Annotated in this window: 22 protein-coding genes, 1 pseudogene and 1 other annotated feature; of the genes and pseudogenes, 5 read left to right on the forward strand and 18 right to left on the reverse strand. The window is 37.1% G+C overall.

The genetic code is table 11. The annotated features are described in order from the left end of the window. The first annotated feature begins 28 nt into the window (after positions 1 to 28). The 4 genes from D9782_RS18960 to D9782_RS18975 all read left to right on the forward strand — a co-directional run bounded on the left by D9782_RS18960 (position 29) and on the right by D9782_RS18975 (position 3,728). Complete coding sequence (locus D9782_RS18960; RefSeq protein ID WP_026681401.1) at positions 29 to 1,252, forward strand: ABC transporter permease; 1,224 nt, start codon at positions 29 to 31, stop codon at positions 1,250 to 1,252. Then, complete coding sequence (locus D9782_RS18965) at positions 1,249 to 2,391, forward strand: ABC transporter permease (RefSeq protein WP_026681402.1); 1,143 nt, start codon at positions 1,249 to 1,251, stop codon at positions 2,389 to 2,391. Before D9782_RS18960 ends, D9782_RS18965 begins: the two co-directional genes overlap by 4 nt. Next, entirely contained in the window at positions 2,375 to 3,046 is a 672-nt protein-coding gene (locus tag D9782_RS18970) for an ABC transporter ATP-binding protein (protein WP_121605458.1), read from the forward strand. Before D9782_RS18965 ends, D9782_RS18970 begins: the two co-directional genes overlap by 17 nt. A gap of 64 nt (positions 3,047 to 3,110) precedes the next feature. Next, on the forward strand, positions 3,111 to 3,728 hold the full coding sequence (locus D9782_RS18975; RefSeq protein WP_121605459.1) for a lytic transglycosylase domain-containing protein: 618 nt from the start codon (positions 3,111 to 3,113) through the stop codon (positions 3,726 to 3,728). 235 nt (positions 3,729 to 3,963) lie between these two features. On the opposite strand, the gene D9782_RS18980 is transcribed toward D9782_RS18975, so the two are convergent. The 5 genes and pseudogenes from D9782_RS18980 to D9782_RS19000 form a co-directional block, all read right to left on the reverse strand. Beyond that, positions 3,964 to 5,310, reverse strand: a complete 1,347-nt coding sequence (locus D9782_RS18980; RefSeq protein ID WP_121605460.1) for an IS4 family transposase — start codon at positions 5,308 to 5,310, stop codon at positions 3,964 to 3,966. A gap of 260 nt (positions 5,311 to 5,570) precedes the next feature. Next, positions 5,571 to 6,443, reverse strand: a pseudogene (locus D9782_RS18985) (IS3 family transposase); the annotation flags it as partial. 140 nt (positions 6,444 to 6,583) lie between these two features. Then, positions 6,584 to 6,964, reverse strand: coding sequence for a helix-turn-helix domain-containing protein (locus D9782_RS18990; RefSeq protein WP_121605461.1), 381 nt, complete (start codon positions 6,962 to 6,964; stop codon positions 6,584 to 6,586). Positions 6,965 to 7,183: 219 nt separating this feature from the next. Then, positions 7,184 to 8,269: a M42 family metallopeptidase gene (locus D9782_RS18995; RefSeq protein ID WP_026683076.1), complete on the reverse strand. Its 1,086-nt coding sequence runs from the start codon at positions 8,267 to 8,269 to the stop codon at positions 7,184 to 7,186. An 81-nt stretch (positions 8,270 to 8,350) separates the two neighbouring features. Next, positions 8,351 to 8,836: a dUTP diphosphatase gene (locus D9782_RS19000; protein WP_121605462.1), complete on the reverse strand. Its 486-nt coding sequence runs from the start codon at positions 8,834 to 8,836 to the stop codon at positions 8,351 to 8,353. 113 nt (positions 8,837 to 8,949) lie between these two features. Between D9782_RS19000 and D9782_RS19005 the strand changes: the two genes are divergently transcribed. Then, entirely contained in the window at positions 8,950 to 9,336 is a 387-nt protein-coding gene (locus D9782_RS19005) for a hypothetical protein (RefSeq protein ID WP_026683078.1), read from the forward strand. 44 nt (positions 9,337 to 9,380) lie between these two features. Here D9782_RS19005 and D9782_RS19010 read toward each other — a convergent pair whose 3' ends face one another. The 13 genes from D9782_RS19010 to D9782_RS19070 all read right to left on the reverse strand — a co-directional run bounded on the left by D9782_RS19010 (position 9,381) and on the right by D9782_RS19070 (position 26,134). Next, on the reverse strand, positions 9,381 to 9,965 hold the full coding sequence (locus D9782_RS19010) for a TVP38/TMEM64 family protein (RefSeq protein WP_026683079.1): 585 nt from the start codon (positions 9,963 to 9,965) through the stop codon (positions 9,381 to 9,383). A gap of 88 nt (positions 9,966 to 10,053) precedes the next feature. After that, a complete protein-coding gene (locus D9782_RS19015) occupies positions 10,054 to 10,344 on the reverse strand; it encodes a DUF1294 domain-containing protein (RefSeq protein WP_200862598.1) in 291 nt (96 codons plus the stop codon). A 94-nt stretch (positions 10,345 to 10,438) separates the two neighbouring features. Then, positions 10,439 to 10,795, reverse strand: coding sequence for a 50S ribosomal protein L20 (gene rplT, locus D9782_RS19020; RefSeq protein ID WP_026683081.1), 357 nt, complete (start codon positions 10,793 to 10,795; stop codon positions 10,439 to 10,441). Between the two features lie 63 nt (positions 10,796 to 10,858). Further along, complete coding sequence (gene rpmI / locus D9782_RS19025) at positions 10,859 to 11,056, reverse strand: 50S ribosomal protein L35 (RefSeq protein ID WP_026683082.1); 198 nt, start codon at positions 11,054 to 11,056, stop codon at positions 10,859 to 10,861. Between the two features lie 61 nt (positions 11,057 to 11,117). Then, positions 11,118 to 11,621, reverse strand: a complete 504-nt coding sequence (infC, locus tag D9782_RS19030; RefSeq protein ID WP_026683083.1) for a translation initiation factor IF-3 — start codon at positions 11,619 to 11,621, stop codon at positions 11,118 to 11,120. 68 nt (positions 11,622 to 11,689) lie between these two features. Further along, positions 11,690 to 11,812 (reverse strand) — a sequence feature (ribosomal protein L20 leader region). Positions 11,813 to 11,899: 87 nt separating this feature from the next. Beyond that, positions 11,900 to 12,190, reverse strand: a complete 291-nt coding sequence (locus D9782_RS19035; protein WP_026683084.1) for an MGMT family protein — start codon at positions 12,188 to 12,190, stop codon at positions 11,900 to 11,902. 163 nt (positions 12,191 to 12,353) lie between these two features. Then, positions 12,354 to 13,100 (reverse strand): phosphotransferase family protein, encoded by a 747-nt coding sequence (locus D9782_RS19040; protein ID WP_121605463.1) that lies wholly within the window; start codon positions 13,098 to 13,100, stop codon positions 12,354 to 12,356. Positions 13,101 to 13,520: 420 nt separating this feature from the next. Further along, positions 13,521 to 15,461 carry a threonine--tRNA ligase gene (thrS, locus tag D9782_RS19045; protein WP_121605464.1) on the reverse strand — a complete coding sequence of 647 codons (1,941 nt, stop codon included), beginning with the start codon at positions 15,459 to 15,461 and terminating at the stop codon, positions 13,521 to 13,523. A gap of 342 nt (positions 15,462 to 15,803) precedes the next feature. Continuing rightward, a complete protein-coding gene (gene ytxC / locus D9782_RS19050; protein WP_226983661.1) occupies positions 15,804 to 16,658 on the reverse strand; it encodes a sporulation protein YtxC in 855 nt (284 codons plus the stop codon). 126 nt (positions 16,659 to 16,784) lie between these two features. Continuing rightward, the gene (locus D9782_RS19055) at positions 16,785 to 17,816 is read right to left on the reverse strand and encodes a bifunctional 3-deoxy-7-phosphoheptulonate synthase/chorismate mutase (RefSeq protein WP_034679931.1); all 1,032 of its coding nucleotides are present in this window, start codon (positions 17,814 to 17,816) and stop codon (positions 16,785 to 16,787) included. Between the two features lie 32 nt (positions 17,817 to 17,848). Continuing rightward, positions 17,849 to 18,541: a 4'-phosphopantetheinyl transferase family protein gene (locus D9782_RS19060; RefSeq protein WP_051388471.1), complete on the reverse strand. Its 693-nt coding sequence runs from the start codon at positions 18,539 to 18,541 to the stop codon at positions 17,849 to 17,851. A 241-nt stretch (positions 18,542 to 18,782) separates the two neighbouring features. Continuing rightward, positions 18,783 to 18,968 carry an MbtH family protein gene (locus D9782_RS19065; protein ID WP_026683088.1) on the reverse strand — a complete coding sequence of 62 codons (186 nt, stop codon included), beginning with the start codon at positions 18,966 to 18,968 and terminating at the stop codon, positions 18,783 to 18,785. Between the two features lie 17 nt (positions 18,969 to 18,985). Next, on the reverse strand, positions 18,986 to 26,134 hold the full coding sequence (locus tag D9782_RS19070) for an amino acid adenylation domain-containing protein (RefSeq protein WP_121605466.1): 7,149 nt from the start codon (positions 26,132 to 26,134) through the stop codon (positions 18,986 to 18,988). Positions 26,135 to 26,158 lie beyond the last annotated feature (24 nt).

Genomic DNA, 26,158 nt, shown 5'->3' on the forward strand with positions numbered 1-26,158 from the left:
AATTTAGAAAAGAAATGGAAGTGCCACCATGCATTTCATACGTATAGTTTTATTATTTTCAAAAAACAATGTTATACAACTCCAGAGGAAGTGGCTATCACTTCCTCTTCTTTTGCTTCTTCCTTTTATAATCGTTGGACTAATTCTTTGGATCATTATCACCTTTTTTACTCCTGATGAAGCAAACCCGATTAGGGTTGGTTTAGTTGATTTGGATCGATCAAAAGAAACCAAAATGATTGCTGACCTATTAGACGATACATCACAATTAAGTTCCTATATTCAACTAAATACCATGGAAGAGCAAGTAGCTAAGAAAAAAATTCAAAATAACCTATTAAGTACATATATTGTTTTCCCTAACGATTTTACTAATGATCTTTACCAAGGACATTCAGTGGAACTACCTATTATTGGCAATCCACATCAACCTGCACAAAGTCAAATGATAAAAGAATTCGTGGAGAGTGTAACTAGACATATTCGTGCTTCTCAGGCAAATGTCCTTACGATTAATCATTATGCAAAAGAATTAGGCATGGATGATGAAAAAAGAAATGATTTCATCTTTGAACAGTTTAAGGAGTTTGTTTTTTACACAATCGGCAGAACACGGATTATTGATAAAAACGAAATAACGAATCAAGCAACGGCTAATCCAGTATCTTATTATGCGATGGCTGGATGGTTTGTAATTATCACCTTATGGTTACTTATCATTTATAACTTTTTATACAAAAAAGACACGAATACTTTAAAGCAACGAATGAAGCTATATGGTGTTCATGAATTGCAGCAAATCATCGCAAAAATATTTATAACGCTCTTCCTTACCTTTATACTTGCTATGATGCTCTTTTTTATTATACAGTCCTTCATGAACTGGGAAATTGTACTATCAGATGCAATTAGAATTGGCAGTATTACTGGTTTATATTGCTTTGCTTTTCTGTTAGGGATAGCTATATTAGAGGTTATGGTGCCATCACAGCGACTCCAATTGCTTGTGTATTCTCTTTATACAGGTATTTTCCTTTTATTAAGCGGAGCTATCATACCTGTTATATATTTACCTTTTAGGTTACAGGAACTCTTAGCCTATATTTTTTCTTCGGAAACATTCTATTGGCTACAAGAAATTATCCTTAATGGTCGTTCTTACTCTGACTTTATTCCCTTAGGAGGAATGGTTCTTACTAGTTTATTTATATTACTAGGTATCTCAAATGTGAAGGAGCGGATATTCAAATGAGAGCTATATTACACAGCCGACTCCTCCATTGGAAACACCAAATCATACCGTTATTGTTTTGGTTACTACTCCCGATTATAGCTATTATAGGCTTCACTCAGTTAATGAATGGTCTACAGAAAGACAGTCAAATTCCAGTTGGGATAGTTTTAGAAGAAAAAACTGAGTTAGCATTAAATCTTGCTGATAAACTAGATCAATCTCCGCTTATACGTTTAGATATACTGGAAGAAGAGCAGGCATTACGTCAATTAGAAAAGCATGAACTAGATAGTGTTTTTATTATTAGAGAAGGCTATCAAGACCAAATAAAAAAAGGCAGTAGAAATGGATTAGTGAAAAGTTATCAATCTGATTTATCATTTGCCTATACACCTGTTTCAGAAATGGTTGCTTCCTATGTTCAAGAAGAAACTAGTAGAATGAAAACGGCGTTTACTGTACAGCAACTAAGTAAACAATATGAGCTAGAAAACACATGGACAATGGAGGAAATAAGTGAAAAGAGTAAGGATATTGAACGTGATCAAAATTTGCTCCGAACGACATTCACATTTGAAAATGACAATGAGGAGCAAACAAACAACTCCCTCCCATCCTGGAATAAGTGGGGGTTATGGGCTATTTTCGCTTTATTGTCAACGTTATTTCTATTTGATTGGGTCATTAAAGAAAAACGGCAATCCATGCAAACCCGTTTTCCATTTATCCGTTTTTCATTTACGTCCTATTGTTTGTGGAACACTCTGCTATACGGTGGTTTGTTTTTTATAAGTGATATCATTACTTTACTTGTATTTCACTTTTTACTAGATCAGCCAATTAGCCTAAGCAAACTTGGATCAATGATGTCCTTTCGGTTAATGCTTGTCACCGGTACTTTCTTATTAGCAGCTAATATGAGAAATCGTACTACTTATTATGGAATAGCCTTTATTATTACATTATTAACAGCCATTATAAGTGGCGCAATTATTCCTGCAGATGGAATCGTTAACCAATTCCCAATAATGAAATGGTTAAATCCGCTAGCACCATTTCTCAACAACGAACTAAATAACTTTTGGCTATATGCCTTTTTACTACTTATTATGATTTGGTATATCCGAAAGGAGAAATCCTATGCTTCATATCGATAATTTAACAAAATACTATAATAAAAAGCAGATATTTAAAGATCTTACCTTTTCAGTAGAGAAAGGTGAAATCATTGGTTTGGTTGGTGAAAATGGTGCTGGAAAATCCACACTATTGAGTATCCTCGCTACATTACAAACGCCAAGCGCAGGTACGTTAACATTAAACGACTTATCATATGATTCAGATTGGAAGAAAATACGTAAACAAATAGGCTATGTACCTCAGGAAATAGCGATCTGGGATGAATTTACTGTCAGAGAAAACATGTTATTTTTCGAAAAGCTGTCCTGGGTAAAAAAAACCGAAGAGGAACTACGGCAGCTTTGCTTAGAAATGAAATTAGATCAATGGAATGAACCTGCTCACACACTCTCAGGTGGAATGAAAAGAAAATTAAATATGGCTATTAGTCTCATTCATGACCCTACTATTATTCTTCTCGATGAACCAACAGTAGGAATTGATCTCAAATCAAAAAAGGAAATTGGGAGTTACATGGAAAAACAAGCTAAAACAGATGAGAAAACAATCATATATATATCCCATGATATGGATGAAATAAAAAGCTTATGTACACGTATAATCTGTATTGGGCAAGACTCTTTCTACAAAAATTTGTTACAGAATGCCGGGAAAAATGTCCTTGTTTTCTAGAAATTTTTATTGCTTATCTTGGTAAATATAGTAAACTAGTAGTAGAAAAGAAAGGGGTATGCCCATGGAGATTAGAGAGCTGCAACAGATGATGCAATATCAAGCGATGTCTATTCTAACATCAAATTCAAATGCAATTTCTAATCATTCTCCAATGATAGACCTTGCATTCAAGCAAATGCTGCAAAATCAATTAGATCAAGTTTCTCAATTACAAGCAGGTACAGACCTGCGACAAAAGTCCAATACTAATAAAAATACAGCCACCAGCGCTGTTACAACAAATACGTCTCTCATTCCTACCAACACATCCATCGACCATTTGATTGAAAAGGCAGCTGGTACATATAATCTAGATAAGAAACTAATATATTCAGTCATTAAAAACGAATCAAACTTTAATCCTAGCGCACGTAGTAGTGCAGGTGCACAAGGACTGATGCAGTTGATGCCTACTACAGCTAAGGGGTTAGGGGTAACGAATCCATTTGATGCCGAACAAAACATTAATGGTGGTGCAAAGTATTTAAGTCAAATGCTTGGTCGGTATAACGGTGATGTGGAATTAGCTCTGGCAGCATACAATGCTGGACCAGGAAATGTTGATAAATACCAAGGTATTCCACCTTTTACTGAAACACGTAACTATGTGAATAAAGTGATGGGTACGTATCTTGCTTAAATTTTGAAAAAAGAGGCTGGAACAAAACACAACTTCTTTACTCAAAATACGAATAATCATGTTATCAATTGGAGTATCATCGCCGCACCGTGAAAATATACGCGCTTTCCGCGGGCACGGCCCATAGCCGTCAAGCTAAGAAAAAAGTAGTATGGTGCAATAAAAATATAAACATATTTTTCCAGTCTAGTCCGTATTCTCTTATGGGTACTTGTTTTCTTTTTTACACTTTTACTTACGCGGCACGGAAATGTACTTTATACGCAATGTTTAAGACATCAAAAGGACTTTTATGCTGACAACGATGATCTTTCCTTCCATGCCGGTATATGTTCTGGTAAATATTATCGATGAGAGCTTTCAAAGAAGAAAGGTGATAGAGTGAATACCCCTTCGTCTCTACTATTGCGTTTCTCGCATGGTTGATACATTTGTACTCACTCCCTTCTAGTTGATACCTTTCGTAAAGGCAGTAACGGCACTGAAAAGCAATCATCGAAGAAAGAAGAATATGAATGAAAGTCCCATACAAATGACAGTAAAAGCGGTCGGTATTCATTGCCTGCACATCATCAATTTCAAATAACGATTTCCATGTTTTAAAGAGAATCTCCACTTGCCAACGCAAGGAATAGATAGGATACAAGGTTTGCTCATCCATTTCTTCTTGTGTTATATTGGTAGCAAGAATTTGGATATGATTCTTCTTGTTGGCGGATTGGGTATGCCCCCCTTTCCGTCTTCTTTCTTTTAAATAGGTATCTCTCTGTTTTTGTTGCTCTTCGGTTAATCGTTGTACGACTACACGTGCATGAAATGTATTTTTTCCCTTAACACCTAATTGAATGAACCCATAATCCTGTATCTCTCCTGGAGCTAGATGCATGGCATCTTCTTCAGGCTTTATTTGGATTCTTCGTTGCTTGTCATCCAATGTCCAATAGGTCATATTGGCAGGAACACGAGTAATATAATAGGCTCCTGCTCGATCTATTTTTTTAAAGTGATCTCCTGAGAAATAGCCGAGGTCACGCAAGATAAGGTCCTCTTCTCCTATTGTATCTGCCAATTCTTCAGCTGCATCGTGATCACTGTCTCTTGGTCCATAGAACAACGTATGCAAAAAATTCCCTTGATACAGCTCATATTCTAATTGTATTTTCACTCCATCCCAATAACTCGCGGTGTTCTTTTTTACTTGAAAGGATGTGCCATCCAAGATACGGATCCGAGAAAAAGGATAATCAGATGGAGATGGTAACGATAACATCTGTTGTTTTTCCGCTAACCGCATAAAAACTTGTTTTAAAAAAGCCACTCCTTTCTCGTCTAATCGTTGATGTAAGGCTTGTTTAGATATGGATATTTCTGATTCACGAGAAAGGGAGGCACAGAGCTGTCCTAGCCCCTCCGTACCAACTTTTTCATGTAAGAAGGCACATATACTTAAGAAATCTTCCGGCATTATCTTCTTCAATCGTTGTACAAAACCTGATTCTCGAGCAACATTGCGAAGTTCAGAAATAGATAAAATATCGTGCACACTCTTTACAAACGAGTCAAAATGATATTGCTTAGCCATACGTAATCCCTCCAAATTATTCCATTTATAATGTCAGAATAACGAATAACTTTTTGGTTTTTAAAATATCCTGCTTAACTTGACGGCTATGGGGCACGGCCTCAGCTAACTTGGTAAAGAAAAATACGTTACCCGTTACCAAGTGGATCTTCGGGCTCGTGCTGTTCACGCCGGAGTCTCGCTTATTTCAGGTGCTAAATGAATGATTCCAATCAAAAAACGAACGCTAAGGTGGTTACCCCCAAAAGTTAGAGTTTATACTATGCAGCTGATTGGCTGGATTGCGTTCGGTACTCAACTGGACTCAGCCCAGCCAATTTTTCCTTTATTCGTTCATGATTATACCAGTAGATATATTCTTCAATCCGACTTTTTAATTCTTCATAGCGTACTAATTTTTCACCATAATACATTTCTTGTTTTAAAATGCCAAAGAAATTCTCCATTGGTGCATTGTCTGCACAGGTGGCTTTGCGCGACATGCTTTGGAATATTTTATTTTCTTTTAGTGTCCGCACCCACTGATTGTGTTGGTAATGCCAGCCTTGATCGGAGTGGATCGTAGTGCGGTAGATTGCCCGACTCTTCAGTATCTCTATTAATTCTTTTAAAGGGGTCATGACAAGGTTTAATGTTGGGCGTTTTTTGATGTCATACGTAATAATTTCTCCGTTATAAAGGTCAAGAATCGGATTTAAATATAACTTCTCTTCGCCTAGACATTTGAATTCCGTTATGTCTGTTACTAACTTTTGAAGTGGAATAGATGTGTTAAAACGGCGAGACAATCGGTTTTTCGCCACTTTTCCAACGTTCCCCTTATAGGAATTGTATTTACGGGATTTCCGCATAAATTTCACACATTTTAATCCCAATTCTCGCATAATGCGATACACTTTTTTATGGTTGATAACATATCCTAATTTCTTTAGTTCTCCTGTAATACGTTTATAGCCATAACGTTCATGGAACTTTTTAAATAAATCTGTAATGATTTCTTTTAATACTGTGTCCGAATCTTCTCTTCTAAAATTTTTCACATGATAGTGATAGGTTGCTTCAGGAATACCCACAATAGGAAAAATATCTTTTAATCGGAATCCTTCTTCTTTGAGTTCGAATGCCACCTTTGCCTGTGCTTTTCGTAGAAGGCATTCGGATTCTCCCGAAAAGCTTTTAGCTTTTTTAAGTAGGCATTCTCTAGCCTTAGTAGCTCATTCTCACGTTCTAACACTTCTTCACGTGTTCTCTTTTTTGCTTTCTGCTTCTTCTGTTACATGGGTTTTTTAGACATAGAAGGACGCCCCTTTTGTTTTAATTCCAGGCCTTCCTTACCTTGTTTGCGAAATTTTTTCATCCAGAGTTTAACAATGGACGAAGTGCTCAACTTAAATTGAACAGCAGTTTCTGTATAAGAAGCACCTGTCTCTAACATAAATTGTATCGCATCTAATTTAAATTGAACAGAATACTCCTTCTTTGTATTTCTTCGTTTTAGTCCCGCCATACCGTGACGCTCATAGTTTTTCACCCATTCATATATTGGTGTAGAGCTACTCATATGATATTTTTTGGCTAAGGAACGATATGAAAGATTTCCATCTATATACTCGGTGACAACCTTCCCTTTAAATTCTTCACTATATTTAGCCACAAAAACACCCCCTGAAATTAGATTTTTTACTCTAACTTCAGGGGGTCGGTACCTAATTAATTTTTTATCGTTCGTTTTTTATTGTTATTTCATTCTTTTGTCTCAGCTTCTTTTTCATAGTTTAGGAAATTATAAAATTTGAGCCTGTGGAATGATCTGGGCGTGTTGTGCTGCTTTCCAGCTCTAGTACCCAGAAATCAAGCACATTCGCTTTTGTTCTTAATCAAAAATTAATTCATTAACCTTGTCTCTATCTAGCTTCTTAATTGTCTCTACAATTAATTTTACAGTGTTTTCAAAGTCATCACGATGCAAAATTCCAGCATGCGTATGAATATAACGAGTAGCTACTGTAATGGATAAAGAAGGTACACCATTGGCGGTTAAGTGGATAGAACCTGAATCTGTTCCTCCTCCTGCCATAGATGTAAATTGGTAAGGGATATTGTTTTCTTCAGCCGTTTCCACAACAAAGTCTCGCACACCCTTATGGGATACCATAGACGCATCATATAATACAATTTGTGGTCCCTTTCCTAATTTACTATCAGCATCATGATCAGGGACGCCAGGAGTGTCTCCAGCAATTCCTACATCAACTCCAAAGCCGATATCTGGTTCAATGGCATGAGCAGCTGTTTTTGCACCACGAAGCCCAACTTCCTCTTGAGTAGTACCAACTCCATAAACAATATTCGGGTGTTCTGAATCCTTCAGTTGCTTTAGCACTTCAATTGCAATCGCACAGCCGATACGGTTGTCCCATGCTTTAGCCAACAACAACTTCTCATTTTTTAAAGGTGTAAATTCGAAATATGGTACGATCGAATCTCCAGGCTTCACACCAAAATCTTCTGCTTCTTTTTTACTAGATGCACCAATATCTATAAACATGTCCTTAATTTCTACTGGCTTTTTACGAGCATCAGCTGAAAGAATATGTGGAGGCTTGGAACCTATAACTCCCGTAACATCACCTTTACTCCCCATAATTGTAACACGCTGTGCAAGCATAACTTGACTCCACCAGCCACCAGCTGTTTGGAAATAAATAAAACCATTATCGTCAATTCGAGTTACCATAAACCCTACTTCATCTAAATGACCGGCAACCATGATCTTAGGTCCATTCTCCTCACCTGTTTTCTGAGCAATTAGGCTTCCTAGGTTATCATAGAAAACTTCATCCGCATATGGAGAAATGTAATTTTTCATAATCTTTCTTGGTTCTTTTTCATTTCCTGGGATACCCTTTGCATCCGTAAGTTCCTTTAGCATCGTTAATGTTTCATCTTGTTTTGCCATATGTACATCACCTCATAACTTGATATATATTTATTATACCTTCATTGGCAGAAAGTACAAAATATTTGATCGTCATTAGTCCTAGTAGCCTTCATGCTGCCGGGTATAATTTACCTTATTTTTTTCTAAATATGCATACTTAACATCTTTTTCAGAAAAACCTAGTGCACTACCTAACTGTAAGTACGTTCTCCATAGTTGATCATATGTATATTCATTTTGATCTCGGTAGAATGCATCACAGACTGTAAACATACGTAAGAATAATTCTGTCTCCGTTTCATCTACACTGGGGAGAGCCTCTCCTTGATAGTAGTACCCTTTCGTTATACCTAAAGACAAGATAAAATGAATACCATCTACATATTCTTCCAAAATTACTGATTTTTCACTTCTAGGTTTATTACTCCAAAACTTAAAACATCTAGTTTCATTTGCTAACTCTCCTAGTTCAACTAGTAGTGCTAAAACCTTATCTTTAAATACCTCTTCTTTCTTAATGTTATTGTTTTTTTCGATATAACTATCTAATTCTGTTTGCATATTGTATAATTCTTTCCAATTCAATTTGTCCCCTCTTTTCTCTTTTTTACGATTGTATCATGAATCCATAAAAATAGTGAAACCTACGAACAGTATAGTACGTATAATAGGGTAATAATAATCAGGGAGACGGTTGTATGATCGTAATTTTATTTCGCATTCTTATCTTTATTGCACTTGCACTACTCATATATACGTGGGTACAATACTATAGAAATCCTCAACGACGACTTCTTATTGCAAAAGCTGAGCATAAGTTTTATTTTTTGGATGAACCAAATAACAGTAAAAAGAATGTTCAATTCGTATATAAAGGCTGCTTGTTTGAAGGAGAGAAGTACGTAGGAACAACAGAAGATGCATTTGAGGTTGTTAATATTCACGTAACAGTTAAAGACTCTTTAGAGTTACGAGGATTGACAAGAGATGATTTATATTTCTTAGAAAAAGAGATATTAATTCGTTACCCATATGCAGATATTGAGTGGAAACATCCAATCAATAAGTTATTTATAATGGATTAAACGGCACACATCATTTATTCATCGTGTGTGCCGCTAATCATGAATCATATACTTTCTTTTGTATGGACAGGGAAGAATTCTTGCCATTTAATTATAATTTCCTTTCTACGCAGTAAATAAAGAAATGGTAGCAATACAACTAGAAACACGAAGATATAAAGAGGAGTTAAATTCGAAATCCATTGGCCAATGGAAGTATATACGAATGCCAATGGAATGTTAGATAATAAGGATGATTTCGTGTAATCTTTAAATCCAGCTGATACCTCTAATAGACATAATGATAGTAAATGAAAGTGTATAAATGGAATTAGTCGTAGTAGTGCGATTTGTGAAGTTGTAAATGCGGATCGTTGGCCAACTATTTTTGATTTTAACTTCATAAATTTCTTTATTGATTTTGGCATTTTATTTACAATGAAATAAAATAAAATACTGGATAAGGTGATCCCAATTAAGGAATATAATGTACCTGCTACCGCTCCAAAAAGAATTCCGCCTGAGATGCAAATAAAAACTACTGGAAGAAAAAATAAGGGCCTTAATAAATGAAAACTAATAAACAATAAAGGAGCAAATAACCCCCCTGTCTCCATAACAGCCATTAAATAATTTCCGAAGCCCTCCATAACCCGCCTCCTCCTCATGCTGTGCTATTATAAACGCTAGGACGCGCATTAGTACATGTATATGACAAGAGACGAGCCTTTATGACATCTAGAGGAAGGAATAGCTAATTATTATTACTACTTGGGCTAGGAATAGAGCTGGTATGCCAATAACAAAAGATCGATGTTTTGTTTTGTGACGGAACGACTGCATCCCCAGCCAAGCGCCTATCGATCCACCTATAAGCGCAAGCAGCCAAAATGTACGTTCCGGAATCCGATATTTTTGCTGTTTTGCCTTTTGCTTATCCAATCCCATAAACAAAAAAGTAATTGCATTAACACCTATTAAATATGGTATAAAACTTGCCAATTCCCTCAACCAACTTTCAATTTTCATTTTAAAAAAAGACCAAAATTCTGCGATTATTGCAGTATTTGGTCTTTTCCTAATACTTATTACTAATCCATACCTTAGATGGATTCTTTTCGATTTATTTTAAAGCTTCTTTCGCCTTTGTTACAAGTTGAGAGAATGCTTTTTCATCATGTACAGCTAGGTCAGAAAGCATTTTACGATTAATATCGATTCCAGCAACTTTCAAACCATGCATTAGCTTGCTGTAAGACATATCATTTAGACGAGCTGCTGCATTAATACGAGAAATCCAAAGCTTACGGAATTCACGTTTTTTCTGTTTACGGTCACGATAAGCATATTGACCAGACTTCATTACTTGTTGTTTTGCTGTTTTAAATAACGTTCTCTTCGAACCATAATAACCTTTAGCTAGTTTAAGGACGCGTTTACGACGTTTACGCGTTACTGTTCCACCTTTTACACGTGGCATAATAATTCCCTCCTAATACAAATCAAAATAAAGTTTAAAAATCAATAGTTGACATAGTAATGCTTATTTATATGGAAGCATTGTTTTAATTCGTTTGAAATCACCAGCAGATACTGTAGCACTTTTACGTAGTTTACGTTTTTGTTTTTGAGACTTATGTGCGAACATATGGCTTGTGTAAGCATGTGCACGTTTTAGTTTTCCAGTACCTGTTTTCTTAAAGCGTTTTTGAGAACCTTTATGGGTTTTCATTTTTGGCATGTTGATTTCCTCCTTATAACATCAGCTTTGTTGATTTGACAGTTTCTTCTTAACTGTATATTTACTTTTCGTTCACTGGTGCAAGCATCATAAACATATTACGACCTTCCATCTTTGGCTTCGTCTCAATAGTCGCAATATCTTTTACTTCTTCAGCAAATCGATCTAAAACTTCCCTGCCGAGCTCTTTGTGTGTAATTGCACGTCCACGAAAACGAACAGCAGCCTTTACTTTATCGCCTTTTTCTAAAAATTTACGAGCATTTTTTAGCTTCGTTTCAAAATCATGGTCACCAATTCCAGGCGTAAAGCGAACTTCTTTGACATTAATTACTTTCTGCTTTTTACGTGCTTCTTTTTCTTTTTTCTGTTGCTCAAAGCGGTATTTCCCATAGTCCATAATACGACATACTGGCGGTTTTGCATTTGGAGCAACAAGCACTAGATCAAGATTTCTCGTTTGCGCTATCTCTAATGCCTCATGACGAGATTTCACGCCAAGCTGATCTCCATTTGAATCAATTAACCGTACTTCTCTTGCACGAATTTTTTCATTGACATTCATATCTTTGCTAATTATCATCCACCTCCAAAAAAGTTTAACGCTGTGATCATTATCGACAAGTCAATTTCATCATGAAAAAAGTGCGGGCATATATGCACCCACACGTCTCCAATCGTTTATATAAGAGTCGGAACCAGTCAACTACCAACAGGCGTCAATCAGGTGAGAAGCGGGTGCTTCTACTTGTCTCAGATCATTCAATTATTTTCAACTTAATTATAGTAACACAAATAAAAGAAACTGTCAAAAAAGATCAATAAGAAATTTATATCATCGTATTAGAAATTCCAATTACAGCTAGTTAATACTACTCGTCCTTTTTTATCAAAGGCAACTCCCTCTTGTTCAAGCAATGTCCTTTGATTGAGAAAATTAGGGGCTAATTCTCCAGATTTCTTTACAACTCTATGACATGGTAGTCCTTGAGGTGCCTTATTCATGGCCCATCCTACTACCCTTGCATTATGAGGTTGCTCTAAAATTCGAGCGATTTGCGAGTAAGTAGCTACTTGTCCTTTTGGAATTTTTTCTACTAACTGATAAACTTTTGTAAAGAAGCCGTTATCCATTTTCTTTTAACCTTCTCCTTTGTGTACTAACTCTATTAATTTTATCATAACATTCATTTGCTACAGTTGCCCAGCAACGCGCAAAAATAAGTGAATTTCATATTAGCGACCACTCCATTCAATTTCATTACACACTTCATTCCCTATTCTTGGTGTAATCGATTCATGGACAATACTGGTTCACGATTGCAATAAGTCGCTCATTATTTTCAGAAGAAACTTTCTCTGATAGTCTTGCACCAGCAATGATAGGAGCCCATTGAAAAATTTCGTCGATGGATAATCCACTCTTTTCACAATAACAAGATACATACGTATCTGCTAATTCCATTGAGAGTTGTGAATAAAGAAGATACGTACGATATACATCGGCACGGATATCCCCCGAACTAGCGTCAACCCAATCTAAAATAGTTACGTTACTAGCTGTGCTAACCAGATTAAATAAATGGTAATCTCCATGACAAAGCTTAGGTTCATAGGAGATTGATTTCATTTTTTGGATTAGCCTTAACTTTTGATTGTCCGTTAAATAATCAGTTGATTCAATTTGTCGCTGTAACTTTACAGACATTGTTTCCATTGAATCTGCAATGACAGCATGTATGTTTTGTTGAATATCAACCGAAATGGAAATGTAATCAACCAACAGACTATTATCCTTTTCCAGTAATTCCCCTAGCGTACTACCCTTTATATATTCCATTATTATCGCTTGTCTTCCATCAATGATTGTTACATCCAATACGGTTGGAACATGAAGCCCACATGATAAAGCAATACGTTGTTTCGTTGCTTCGTACTCAGATGTTTCTTTCGGTATGTTCTTATGAAATAGCTTGACAATTTTATTGTCCAATAAATAAACTTCAGCTGTATTGCCAACAGCAATTTGGTTAATTAATTTCACTCATGTCCTCTCCCCTATTCACTTATTCGGAGATTTATCGTCTCTATTTCTACACATATAAGCAGGTTGCTACAGATCAATTCTTCTCTTTATATAGTAGTTCTATTTCTTTTTGTTTTTTCCTCTTACTATTACATCCCACTATATCTCCAATTTCATATAAAACAGCCTATTCCTCTTTCAAAATCAATAGGAATAGGCTATTTGACTTAATAAATGGAGATAGGAAAAATACGAAGTTAAAACAAAAGCCCAATTAATGTTGAAAATGCCTTAGCTAACACGGAATCTATTGGAGCACGGTGCTTATGCAGCCATGTTCTCCCAGAAGTCTATACTATCGGACTATAATAACTATTGTCGAACCAACAAATAGAAGAGGACGTTTTCGTTATGTCTCAGGCCTGTATGTTTGTTCGTTTAGCGGTTCATTACTTTATTAGCTATCTCATGCTTTATTAAATTAGTAAATGTCTCAAAACTAAGCGTTTCCGATTCTTTTTGACCATAACGACGGACATTAACCGCATCTTCGTTCACTTCATTATCTCCTAAAACGAGAGCAAATGGTATTTTCTGTGTTTGTGCTTCACGAATCTTATAGCCAATTTTCTCATCTCGTTCATCGACAGTAACACGTACACCGTCAAGTCTTAATTTATCGGCTACTTGATTCGCATACGCTAGATGAGCCCGTGGTGAAACAGGAATCACTTTAACCTGTACTGGTGCAAGCCATGTTGGAAATGCCCCTTTATATTCTTCAATTAAAAATGCTACAAACCGTTCCATTGTCGATACAACACCTCGGTGAATAACAACAGGGCGGTGTTCTTTACCATCTTCCCCAATATACGTTAAGTCAAATCGTTCTGGAAGATGAAAATCCAACTGTACAGTTGACAGTGTTTCGTCTTTACCTAAAGCAGTTTTTACTTGCACGTCTAGCTTCGGACCATAAAAAGCAGCTTCTCCTTCTGCCTCAACATAATCAACTTCCATTTCTTCCATTGTCTCTTTTAGCATCGCCTGCGCTTTATTCCACATTGCATCATTATCTACATATTTTTCTTTGTCTTCCGGATCACGATAGGAAAGACGGAAATAATAATCCTTTATGCCGAAGTCCTCATACACTTTTTGGACAAGCTCTACAACACGAATAAACTCATCCTTCAACTGATCAGGTCGGGCAAAAATGTGGGCATCATTTAGTGTCATTGCTCGCACGCGTTGAAGTCCTGCTAAAGCTCCTGACATCTCATAGCGATGCATAGTCCCTAATTCCGCAATTCGTACAGGCAGATTCCGATAACTGTATAATTGGTTTTTATAAACCATCATATGATGCGGGCAATTCATTGGACGGAGCACTAATTCTTCATTATCCATTTTCATTTCTGGGAACATGTCATCTTGATAATGATCCCAGTGTCCACTCGTTTTGTATAAGTCTACACTTCCTAATACAGGTGTATATACATGGTCATAGCCGAGACGCTCTTCTAAGTCAACAATATAGCGTTCAATTACACGACGAATCGTTGCGCCTTTAGGAAGCCATAATGGTAGACCCTGTCCAACTTTCTGAGAAACTGTAAAGATATCCAATTCCTTACCTAGCTTCCTGTGGTCACGTTCTTTTCGCTCCTCTAAAATACGAAGATATTCATCGACTTGACTTTGTTTGGCAAAAGCAGTTCCATAAATTCGCTGTAGCTGTTGATTATTGCTATCACCACGCCAATAAGCTCCAGAGATACTAAGTAGCTTAAATGCCTTAATTTTATTTGTAGATGGAACATGAATTCCTCTGCACAAATCAAAAAATTCGCCTTGTTTGTAAATCGTTACTTGCTCATGCTCAGGTATTGCATCGATGAGTTCTTGCTTTAAGTGGTCATCCTTGAACATTTTCTTCGCTTCATCACGAGAAATTTCGATACGTTCAATCTCTAGAGCTTCATCGACAATCCGCTTCATTTCTTTCTCTATTTTAGGGAGGTCATCTGGTGTAATGGAATGCTCCATATCTATATCGTAATAAAATCCTTCTTCGATAACCGGTCCGACACCAAAATTGACATCAGTATACAGACGTTTTATTGCTTGCGCCATTAAATGTGCTGTCGAATGACGCATGATTTCAATCCCCTCATCATCCTTATTCGTAATAATTTCTATCTTTCCTCCATGGTCCAATTCACGTCTTAGGTCATATGGAATCCCGTCTAGTTTTACTGCCAATGCCTGCTTTTTCAATCCTGATGAAATAGAAGCAGCTATATCCTCACCTGTAGTTCCTGCTGGAAAGGATTTTTCTGCTCCATCAGGAAAAATAAATGCTAGTTCTTCAGTCATTGCTATCACTCCTTTTTCAAATTAAAAACGCTCGTCCCCTTTGCATCTAAGCAAAGGGACGAGCGTTGGTCACGTCGTGGTTCCACCCTATTTCCCGTATCAAAAATAAATATTACGGCTTCATACATCCATAACGCAGATGATACGCTGCTACTTACTTTTTTTCATTCAATAGCAGGGTTCAAAGGTGGTAAATCATTGTTAGTAAGTTGGAAGCTTTCAGCCACTGGCTTCCTTCTCTTTCCATACCATATCAATGAATTATGTCCTTATCATTACCTGTAGCTTAACATATAATTATATAATTTGTATTATAGCTTCAGTATAAATGAAAAGCAAGTCTTAATGTTGTTCGTTCTTAACATAGTAAGGAAATGGAAAATGATGAAATGGTTTAAACATTACTTTCTCTTGAAATACATTAATAACGGTAAGTGTCTTCGGTTCAGACGGATGATCCCCGTAGATGTATATATTTCTGGGAGCCATTGCCACAAGCGGAGACAAATTTAATTCACCCTCATCCAACCCAACAATATATAAAGGTTCTTTTTGCATGAGCATTCGAAGTTCCATTTTCGAGAAAGGTTTTCCATTTTGTTTAAAAAAAGAGAAGGATTTCCCTTGTAAAACATGAACAGTATCAACGATAGACTCTCGCTTTGCAATGTACTCTCGTAACATATTCACAAATTCTTGGTGATCCTCTTCCCGTTTAAACTCATCAATAGCCAACCCGACATAGTGTATGACATAATCGCGAAATACTTTCAATCGGAACTTTACAATAGAATCGTAATGTATGGTTGCTGTATCCTTTATATTTGCAATAAACAATGACTCCAATACTTGATATGGATCCTCCTTTTTCCTTACGAGTAAGCTATCTTTATCTTCACCCGACATAATCCAATTGGTTAATTCAAGAATTTCCTCCATCTCATCTTTACTCGTAAAATAATAAAACTCTTCAATTACGGTTGATATCATGTTGCTCAATCGATAAGAAATAAATACATCTGTTAAAGATTTTGCAATTGCCTCTGTTAGCATATGGTTTGGAATTTGATCCTCAAACTGCAGATGATTCCCCCAATCTTCATGAGTTTTCCAGTGCAGATTAATATTTTTATTGTATTGCCGCACCTTTTCACAAAATCGAATGACTTCCTTATCTGACTCAATAAATAGTTCCACCAATAAACATCACCCTCATCCAACCAAACTGTTACATTATATGGACAAAGAGTGAAAATAATGAGTAATCCAGAAAAACTACTATCTGCACCTTGAATACAAGATTTATAGAGTATGCTACTGCCATTACTTCAAACTAGTTGATACAAAAAAACGATTTAAAAAGTGATGAAGCTGGTCCATAAACTGAGCAAATTCTAATAAGTCCATTTGTTGCTTCGCATCCGATAATGCTACCGCTGGGTTCGGATGAACCTCTGCCATAATACCATCCGCACCAGCTGCAAATGCTGCTTTGGCTTGTGGAAGCAAAATATCTTTTCTACCAGCTGCATGTGAAATATCAGCGAATACCGGTAAATGTGTCTCTTGCTTTAAAATGGGAATTGCTGATATATCAAAGGTATTTCTTGTCGCTGTTTCATATGTGCGAATACCTCGTTCACATAATATGACATTTTTATTTCCTTCGTTTAGAATATATTCTGCGGCCATTTTAAACTCATGTATCGTCGCAGACAATCCCCGCTTAAGCAATACGGGTTTATCAAGCTTTCCTACCGTTTTTAACAAATCAAAGTTATGCATATTTCGTGACCCAATTTGTATAACATCCACGTAATCATAAGCTTCAGCAATACTTTCCGGGCTCATAATTTCTGTAACGACTGACATATTGTACGTTCTAGCCACTTCAGCTAGTATTTGCAGCCCTTCGATTCCCAAGCCTTGAAAATCATATGGTGACGTTCTCGGTTTAAATGCCCCACCACGTAAAAGAGAAACACCTCTTTTAGACATTTCTTCAGCGACTCGATAGACTTGCTCATGGCTCTCTACGGAGCAGGGACCAATAATAAATTGTGGTTGTTGCTTACCGATTAACTCATTACCTACATGAATTACCGAATTTTCTTCTTGAAATGCACGTGAATGTAAGTATACCTTGGTCATTTTCTCTGTATTTTTAAATTCTTCATCTGAAAGTGCTTGAAGAACCTGTTTTATTGTTTCCGTAGTATAAGGACCTTTATTTTTAGAATTTATATCAACATCTGAAATCTTCGAATTACGTAGTGATTCAGCTACAAGTTGCCCTTTTGCACATAATAAATCTAGTAATACTTCATCGATATTTTCAGCTTTACGCATGGACATCTTCTCCTTTGAAATGTGTTTAACTGAATAGGTTACAGATCATTTAATAAGTCATTGAAATGACAAAAACGTAATCCTCCAAACGCTTTTTCATCTACCTTGGTTGTACAGATGGCTAATGAATAACCGTTAATGTCTCTATATTGTTGACATGTATAACCTTCTATTATTGCTTTGGAGGAGGTATGGATAAATTGAATTCGACTGCCTAGTAAATTGTTGACAGCAAAAGAGTGAAGTGGTGTCAATACTCCCTTTCCCGTTGCCTTTACAAAGCTCTCTTTAGCAGTCCATATCTCATAAAATGCTTGTACCGGTCGTACATGTTTAAGCATTTCAGTATCCTTTTGAGAAAACAGATTCTTAACTACGCTACTTTCAACAGATTGTATTTTTTCTATATCTACACCTACAGGGTAATGGTGTGTTGCTAACGCCACCCAATCACCAGAATGGGAAATATTATACTGAAAGGAAGGAAATGCTGGTAAAAATGGTTTACCGTATTGTGTAATCTCTATTTTTTGTACTGGCAGCTTATACCCAGTACACCGGTTAAAGAGATGACGCAGTAATAGCTCTCCGATCAGCTTACGATACATATCCTCGATCAAACGATACCTGCTTATTTTATTTTGAACTCTAACAGATATATAAGGAAATAACCATTGAATTTCTTGATGACTTCTTTTATTAGGGAGTTTACATACATATAGATTGGTCACTACCGTTCCCTCCTACATTTCTATCAAAAGAAACTAGTCTTAATTGTTCACTGTAGCCAATGAAGAAGGTAATAAAGTGAGAGTGAAACTCCTTCCGTGGAGGTTTTGTTTATCCCCACGGATGGTTAGTACCACAAGGGTATGACCTAAAGGCCTCTGAACCAATCGGACATTTACTGGCAGTTGAACCACCTCTTACCAATATTGCTCTTCATTGCTTGAAGTGGGAGCTTACTGCCAGTTATATGCGGGATAAATCCTTCCAATTTGTTTCAATATAGTTCATGCAATTGTCTCTATTATCTTCGCCAAATATTACATTCCAACCACCCGGTATATCGAGAAAGGAAGGCCAAAGTGAATACTGGCCATCCTTATTCTTTAGTACAACATAGGTACCATTAGGATTTTCCATTGGATTAGTCATTTTCGTGTTTCTCCTTTCTATTCATTGGCTTGTAATTGTAAGAGATTCTGTAATAAAATATCACCAATTTCTGCTAATGGTTCCGGCTGGCACATATCTTTATGGCGACAATGAATATCATACACTTCCATATCTCCATTAATATATGGCCTCCACGTTTCTGGTGAAATTTCATCAAACCACTCTGGGATAATCGTAGAACGGAAAAACAGAACGTCTCCCGAATATGCTTTTGGTTTGTATTCACTTAAAATACGCACCGAATTTCCATATGTTTCTTTTAAGTTTAATATCGTTTGATCACCGAGACTCGCAAGTGCACTACCGTTATTTCGTAATATTTTAAGTGCATTCTCAAAATTCAAGGCTTCATCACCAAGAGTTTCGGGATCAAATCCTCCTAACGCTAGTAGAGCCACAAGCGACTCTTCATCATCCGGTGTATTCTTTATAGGAAGGAAGTGACTTGGATACGCATCTAGCATGGCAACTAACGATACAGTATCTCCTTGCTCCTGTAATTGCGTAGCCATCGCATGTATCACATTCCCTCCCAGAGACCAACCGAGAAGCTGGTATGGTCCATTTGGTTGAACTTGTTTTATCGCTTGAATATATTCACTAGCCATATCATCAATAGAAGGAGGAAGTTGACCAGAATCAGCAATCCCCCTGGCTTGTATACCATATATCGGAAAATCTTTTCCTAAACTATTTAATAATCCTGCATAACACCAACTTAATCCCCCTGCAGGATGCACACAGAAGAGCGGAGCCTGAATACCGCTTTCTCTTAATGGCAATAGTACATCCAAAGCATGATGATCTCCTTCTTCTGAAAGTTGATCTGCAAGCCCCGCTACAGAGGGAGCCGCAAACAATGTACCAATATTCAAGTCTACACCAAGCACCTGCTTTATTCGTGTCATTAATTGAACAGCTAATAAGGAGTGACCTCCCAGATCGAAGAAACCATCATCAATACCAACTTGCGGTAAATCAAGAATTTCTGCAAATAAGTCACATAGAATTTCTTCTTGTGGCGTTCTTGGGATTCGATAAGCGTTGCTCGTACCATATTCAGGGACAGGTAATGATTTTTTATCTAGTTTTCCATTTGGAGTTAACGGGAAAGTTTCTATCATTACATAAGCAGACGGGACCATATACTCAGGAAGTTGTTTCGCAGCAAACACCTTCCAATTTTCTTCCTCTGCCTTCATGTCACCCTTACAAGTAATATAAGCGACAAGTCGTTCGTCACCTGGCTGATCTTCCCGTACCATTACGACGACATCATCAATACCCGGATGCTTAGTCAAGACTGCTTCGATTTCCCCTAATTCGATGCGAAAACCTCTTAATTTTACTTGCTGATCGGCACGACCGATATAATCTAAGGAACCATCATGCTTCCAGCAGGCGAGATCGCCAGTTCGATACATGCGACTGCCGCTAGTTCCATACGGATTAGCTATAAATCGATCTGCGGTTAAATCCGGTCTACCTAAATAACCTAAAGCCATACCAGCACCAGATACATATAGTTCTCCTACTACACCAGGGGGAACAGGGTTTAAATAATCATCCAACACATATACTCCTAAATCTGGAATCCCCTGACCAATGACACTATTCGCATTTAACGCAATACTTGCTTTATCTAACTCCTTATAAGAAACATGAACAGTTGTTTCCGTAATGCCATACATATTAATTAACTGTGGATAATTTTCCTCATGTCTCTCATACCATTCTTCTAATCGATGAAGATCTAATGCTTCGCCGCCAAAAATGACATACCGCAAGTTTAGTTCTTGACTTACATCTTCCATCTGTCTATCTACCTGAATAAGCTGATAGAATGCAGAAGGCGTTTGATTAAGAACTGTAACCTTTTCATCTACCAAAAGTTTCAAGAACGCTTCCGGTGAGCGACTGATCTCATGCGGGACGATGACTAGCTTTCCACCATACAACAGGGCACCCCACATTTCCCAAACGGAAAAATCAAATGCATACGAATGGAATAAAGTCCAAACATCTTCCGCATGAAAATGGAACCAATGCTCCGTCGCTCCGAATAATCGAACAACATTCTGGTGTGGAATAACTACACCTTTTGGATTTCCCGTCGATCCCGATGTATAAATAATATAAGCTGGATGATAAGGAGACAGCGAACCATTACGATCACTATTTGTCGGATTTGACGTTTTCTGTTTGTTCAACTGATGTGTTGTACGCTTTTCATCTAAGACAATAATAAACGTTGGATCATCATGAATAAATTTCTCTTTATGTTGATGATTCGTAATGAGACATACAGGCTGCGCATTGTTATACATATAAGTGATTCGAGCTTTAGGATAGTTCGGATCTAGCGGGACGTATCCTGCACCAGCCTTTAAAATCCCAAGTAAACCAATGATCATATCAATGGATCTTGACATTGCTAGAGCGACAAATTGATTCGGCCCTACACCCTTTTCTATTAATAGATGAGCAAGCCTGTTTGCCTGTTGATTGATATCTTCATATGTTAATGATGTATTGTTACATACGATAGCTTCTGCATGCGGATAATTCGCCACCTGTTTTTCAAATAAATCTGGAAGTATATTTTCTGCTACTTCCATTTTCTTCCTGCTCCAATCAGACAAGATCATCTCTTTTTCACAGCTTCCCAAAATAGTTAGTTTACCAATAGGTTGATCAACATCGATTATTGCTGATTCTAGCAATTGCAAAAATCGTTGGAACATATGATCAATGGTTTGATGATTAAATAAATCTGTACTATACTCAACCATTCCTTTTACACCATCTGGATTTCCTTCCTGATTTCTATATTCTTGAAATTCAACAGTTAGGTCAAATTTTGCTGCCCCAACACTCTTCACCGTTATATCACTCTCTACTTCAGGTAAATCTAAACTGGGGTTCGGTGTATTTTGTAAAGCAAACATTATTTGAAATAATGGATGCTTTGAGCGAGATCGCACTGGATTTAATTCTTCAACTAATCGTTCAAACGGTACATCCTGATGTTCATAAGCATTTAAATTTGTATGACGGATTCTCTGTAGTAACTCACGAAAACTAGGATTTCCAGAAGTATCCGTCCGTAATACGATCGTATTAATAAATAAACCAACAATTTCTTCTACTGCATCATCATTTCTACCAGCAACTGGAGTACCTAAAGGAATATCTTGTCCCGCTCCAAGCCGGGTTAATAATGCCGTAAATCCAGCTTGCAATACCATAAAAAGACTCACACCGTTATGTTTACTAATTTTCAATAGATGGTGGTGAAGTTCAGGATTAATGGTAAAATAATAACTATCGCCTTGATAAGTTGACTCTACTGGACGTGAATAATCTGTTGGTAGATCTAACTGATCTGGCAGATTTGCAAGTTCCTGCTTCCAATAGTTTAATTGATTTGCCATCAAGCTTGTCCGATTATTTTCTGATCCCAATAAAGCTTCTTGCCATAATACAAAATCTATATAATCCAACGGCAACGCAGGCCAATTAGGTACTTCACCCTTGCTTCGCTGTTGATATGCGCTCTCTATGTCCTGTACAAGAGGACGAAGCGACCAACCATCACCAACAATATGATGAATTAAGAGAACAAGTACAAATCGATTCTTCTCGATTTGTAACAGCGTTACACGAAACGAAGGTTCTTCCGATAGATTAAAACAATAGGTTACTTCAGAATGAATGGCTTCATTCACCTCCGTTTTATCTATTTGTCTCCGGTGAATGACAGGGTTAACTTCCTTTATGCTTAAAATTAATTGAAGCGGATTTCCTTCGGTCTCTGGAAAAATGGTCCGTAATGACTGATGTCGATCTACTACATCATAGATGGATTGTTCTAGGGCATTAATGTTTAAATTGCCTGTTAATTCAACAACAACTGGAATATTATAAGTTGCACTGGCTCCTTCCAATTGATGAAGAAACCATAGCCTTTGCTGTGCAAATGATAAAGGGATGTTGGCTGGTTTTTCCATTTTCTTTATCGGTGGACGAGCTAGCTTACCATCATTAATCTCATCCACAAGACTCACAACGGTTGGTGCTGCAAATAGTTTACTAATACCAATATCCACGTTAAAAATCTGACGGATATGATTAATTAACTGCCCAGCAAGTAAAGAATGACCTCCTAGATCAAAGAAATTATCATCAATTCCAACACGATTTACACCTAACACTTTTGCAAATAAATCACATACGATTTCTTCTTGCGGCGACCGAGGCTCCCTATCTGATACCACTTGATCCATATCTGGAGCGGGGAGTGCTTTGCGATCAAGTTTTCCATTAGGGGTTAGTGGGAGACTTGGAATGATAAGATAAGCAGATGGTTCCATGTAATCTGGCAACTTATCTTGTACATGGTCACGAATTTTATTCTTATCCAACAATTCATCTGCAACAAGATAGGCTACTAGCCGATGATTATTTAATTGGTCCGCAAATACAACTACAGCAGCTTGTTCCACATCTGGATGTGTCATCAGTACATTCTCAATTTCACCTGGTTCAATTCGAAATCCTCGCAGCTTCACTTGATGGTCAGACCTACTAATATAATCGATTGTTCCATCGTTTCGCCACTTCGCAATATCCCCTGTATAATACATTCTCTCTCCAGAATGGCTGAAAGGATTAGCTATAAATCTTGCTGCAGTTAATCCAGGGCGATTTAAATAGCCATTGGCTAAGCCCTTTCCAGCGATATAGAGATCGCCAGGAACATTGGGAGGTAAGGGGTTTAAAGCTGCATCCAAAATATAAACCTTGGTATTTTCAATGGGTCTGCCAATGAAGGGTTTAGCTTCATTGCCTGTAATTGGCATAGCAGTAGACCAAATCGTCGTTTCCGTTGGTCCATATAAATTCGTTATGTTACAGTCTAACGCAAGTAAGTCCTCCATCAGTTTTGCAGCTAATGCTTCGCCACCAACCAACGCTTGTAACCCTTGGATTGCATTGGGGCGATACGTTACAAGCGTTTGCCAGAGAGTAGGTGTAGCCTGCATGATGGTAATATTTTTTTCTTCAATTGCTTGTGCTAATTTAGCAGCATCTTGAATTGTTTCTTTATCCACAATGACACTTGTCGCACCGTTTAAAATAGGCAGAAATAATTCTAGAGCAGAAATATCAAATGCAATTGTTGTTACTGCTAAGAGTCGGTCGTTAACTTGGATATTGAATTTCAATTGCATTGACTCGAGAAAATTAATTAAGCCTTCATTTGTTACAACGACTCCTTTCGGCCTGCCTGTAGAACCAGAAGTATAGATCATATAAACCGGTTCTCTCCCAGAAACAATAGGAGAGGGAAAGGTTTGGTTATTCGAGAAAGTTAATTCTTCCTGTATGTTGTTATCATCTAGGTTTACTACAATTACTTCCTCTTTCTCCAATGAAATTTGATCTTTGACTGACGTAATAACACAAGCAGGTCGTGCGTCTTCAAGCATATACGTAATTCGATCTTCCGGATAGATCGGATCAATTGGTAAATAGGCAGCACCGTTTTTTAATACTGCAAGAATAGCTATGAGCATTTCGTCTGATCGAGGTAGCATAATGGCTACAAAGTGCCCCCGCTTTACACCTCGCTTACGAAGCAAATGGGCGATTTGATTTGCACGGCCATTTAATTCAGCGTAAGAAAGTTTCTTCTCTCCAAACTCTACAGCAATACGTTCTGAATTCGTTTTTACTTGCTCTTCAAAACGAGTTAACAGTGGCTTATCAGCCATTTCACGACAGGCTGGATTCCAGTCTTCTAGCACCTGTTGTCTTTCTTCTTTTAGTAAAAGATGAAACCTACCAATTGCTTGTTTCATTGAGGAATTGGCTATATCTTCGACAAGTTTTTTTATTCTTCGTAGATGTAAATGCACCTCCTCTTCATGATAGGCGTTGGGATTAGCATCTAAATCAAATCGTAAACCAGAATCATTTTTCTGATCATATATATTCAACGATAGGTCCTCAACTGGCCCTGTTGATAGTTTGTATGTTGTTCCTTTCGCTTCTCCAAATCGCAGTGTATAATCGAAAGGCATTATATTTATCTGGGGTCCAATCAAACGTTGGTTACTACCTAATAATTTGAGATCACGTTGCAAATCCTCATGTCTATAATGCTGATGCTTACGTATCACACGTATTTCTTGCTGAATTTGCTGAATCAGATCATGTAAGGATAAATCCGCCTGCAATGATAACCGTAATGGCAGTATATTCATCACAGTTGCTGGAACATGTAAAGATGATGTTCCAAAACGGTTCATCATCGGTAAACTCAAAATAACATTTTCTTCACCAGTCATCCGATGTACATAAATAGCTAATGCTGCAATTATTATTTCATGCCAGCTACCTTTATGTTCCTTCGATTTATTATGAAGAGATGTAAGGATTGCATTATCTACGTAAGTTGTATCACTTATGTAATACGCCGGTAGCTTCGTTGAACGATCTGCTAAACTAACCACTTCTGGATGATCACTAAAATGATTCATCCAGAAGTCACGATCAACCTGAAATTTCTCCGATTCTCTATATTTTCGGTTTTCAGATATAACCTTTATAAATGAGCCAAATGCACTACCCTCATCCCCTTTTTTTCCTTGGAGAAATGATGTATACAACGACGCAACTCGTTGACTAATTAAAGAAAAACCGAATGCATCTGCAGCAATATGATGGATTTTTTGATACCAAAAATATCGGTTATCATCTAGTTGAAAGATAACCTGTTTAAATAATAAATCCTGAGCAAAGTCGATGGGCTGTGACAAATCATCTTTCATCCATTTTTTTGCAAAATGACTAGGACAGGATTGGTCACGAGCATCAATATAATCAATAGAAAAGCCTCTCTCTAATTGAATGAATTGCGATAGTCCTTCGAGATCTTCTTCAATATTGACATGTAAACTCTCTGCTTCCACAATGGTCTGCCTAATCGCTTGTTTAAAATAATTCATTTCCAAATTCCCTATAATATCCACATATTCTCCAGTATTGTAAATCGGGTTATTCGGATCTAGTTTTTGAGCAAACCAAATCCCTGTCTGTGCACCTGTTAAAGGAAATCGTTTGTGTTCCATTGTAGTCATAAACGTTGTTACCTCCTATCCATA

The organism is Virgibacillus sp. Bac332 (genome assembly GCF_003667785.1).
Lineage (GTDB): Bacteria > Bacillota > Bacilli > Bacillales > Amphibacillaceae > Virgibacillus > Virgibacillus salarius.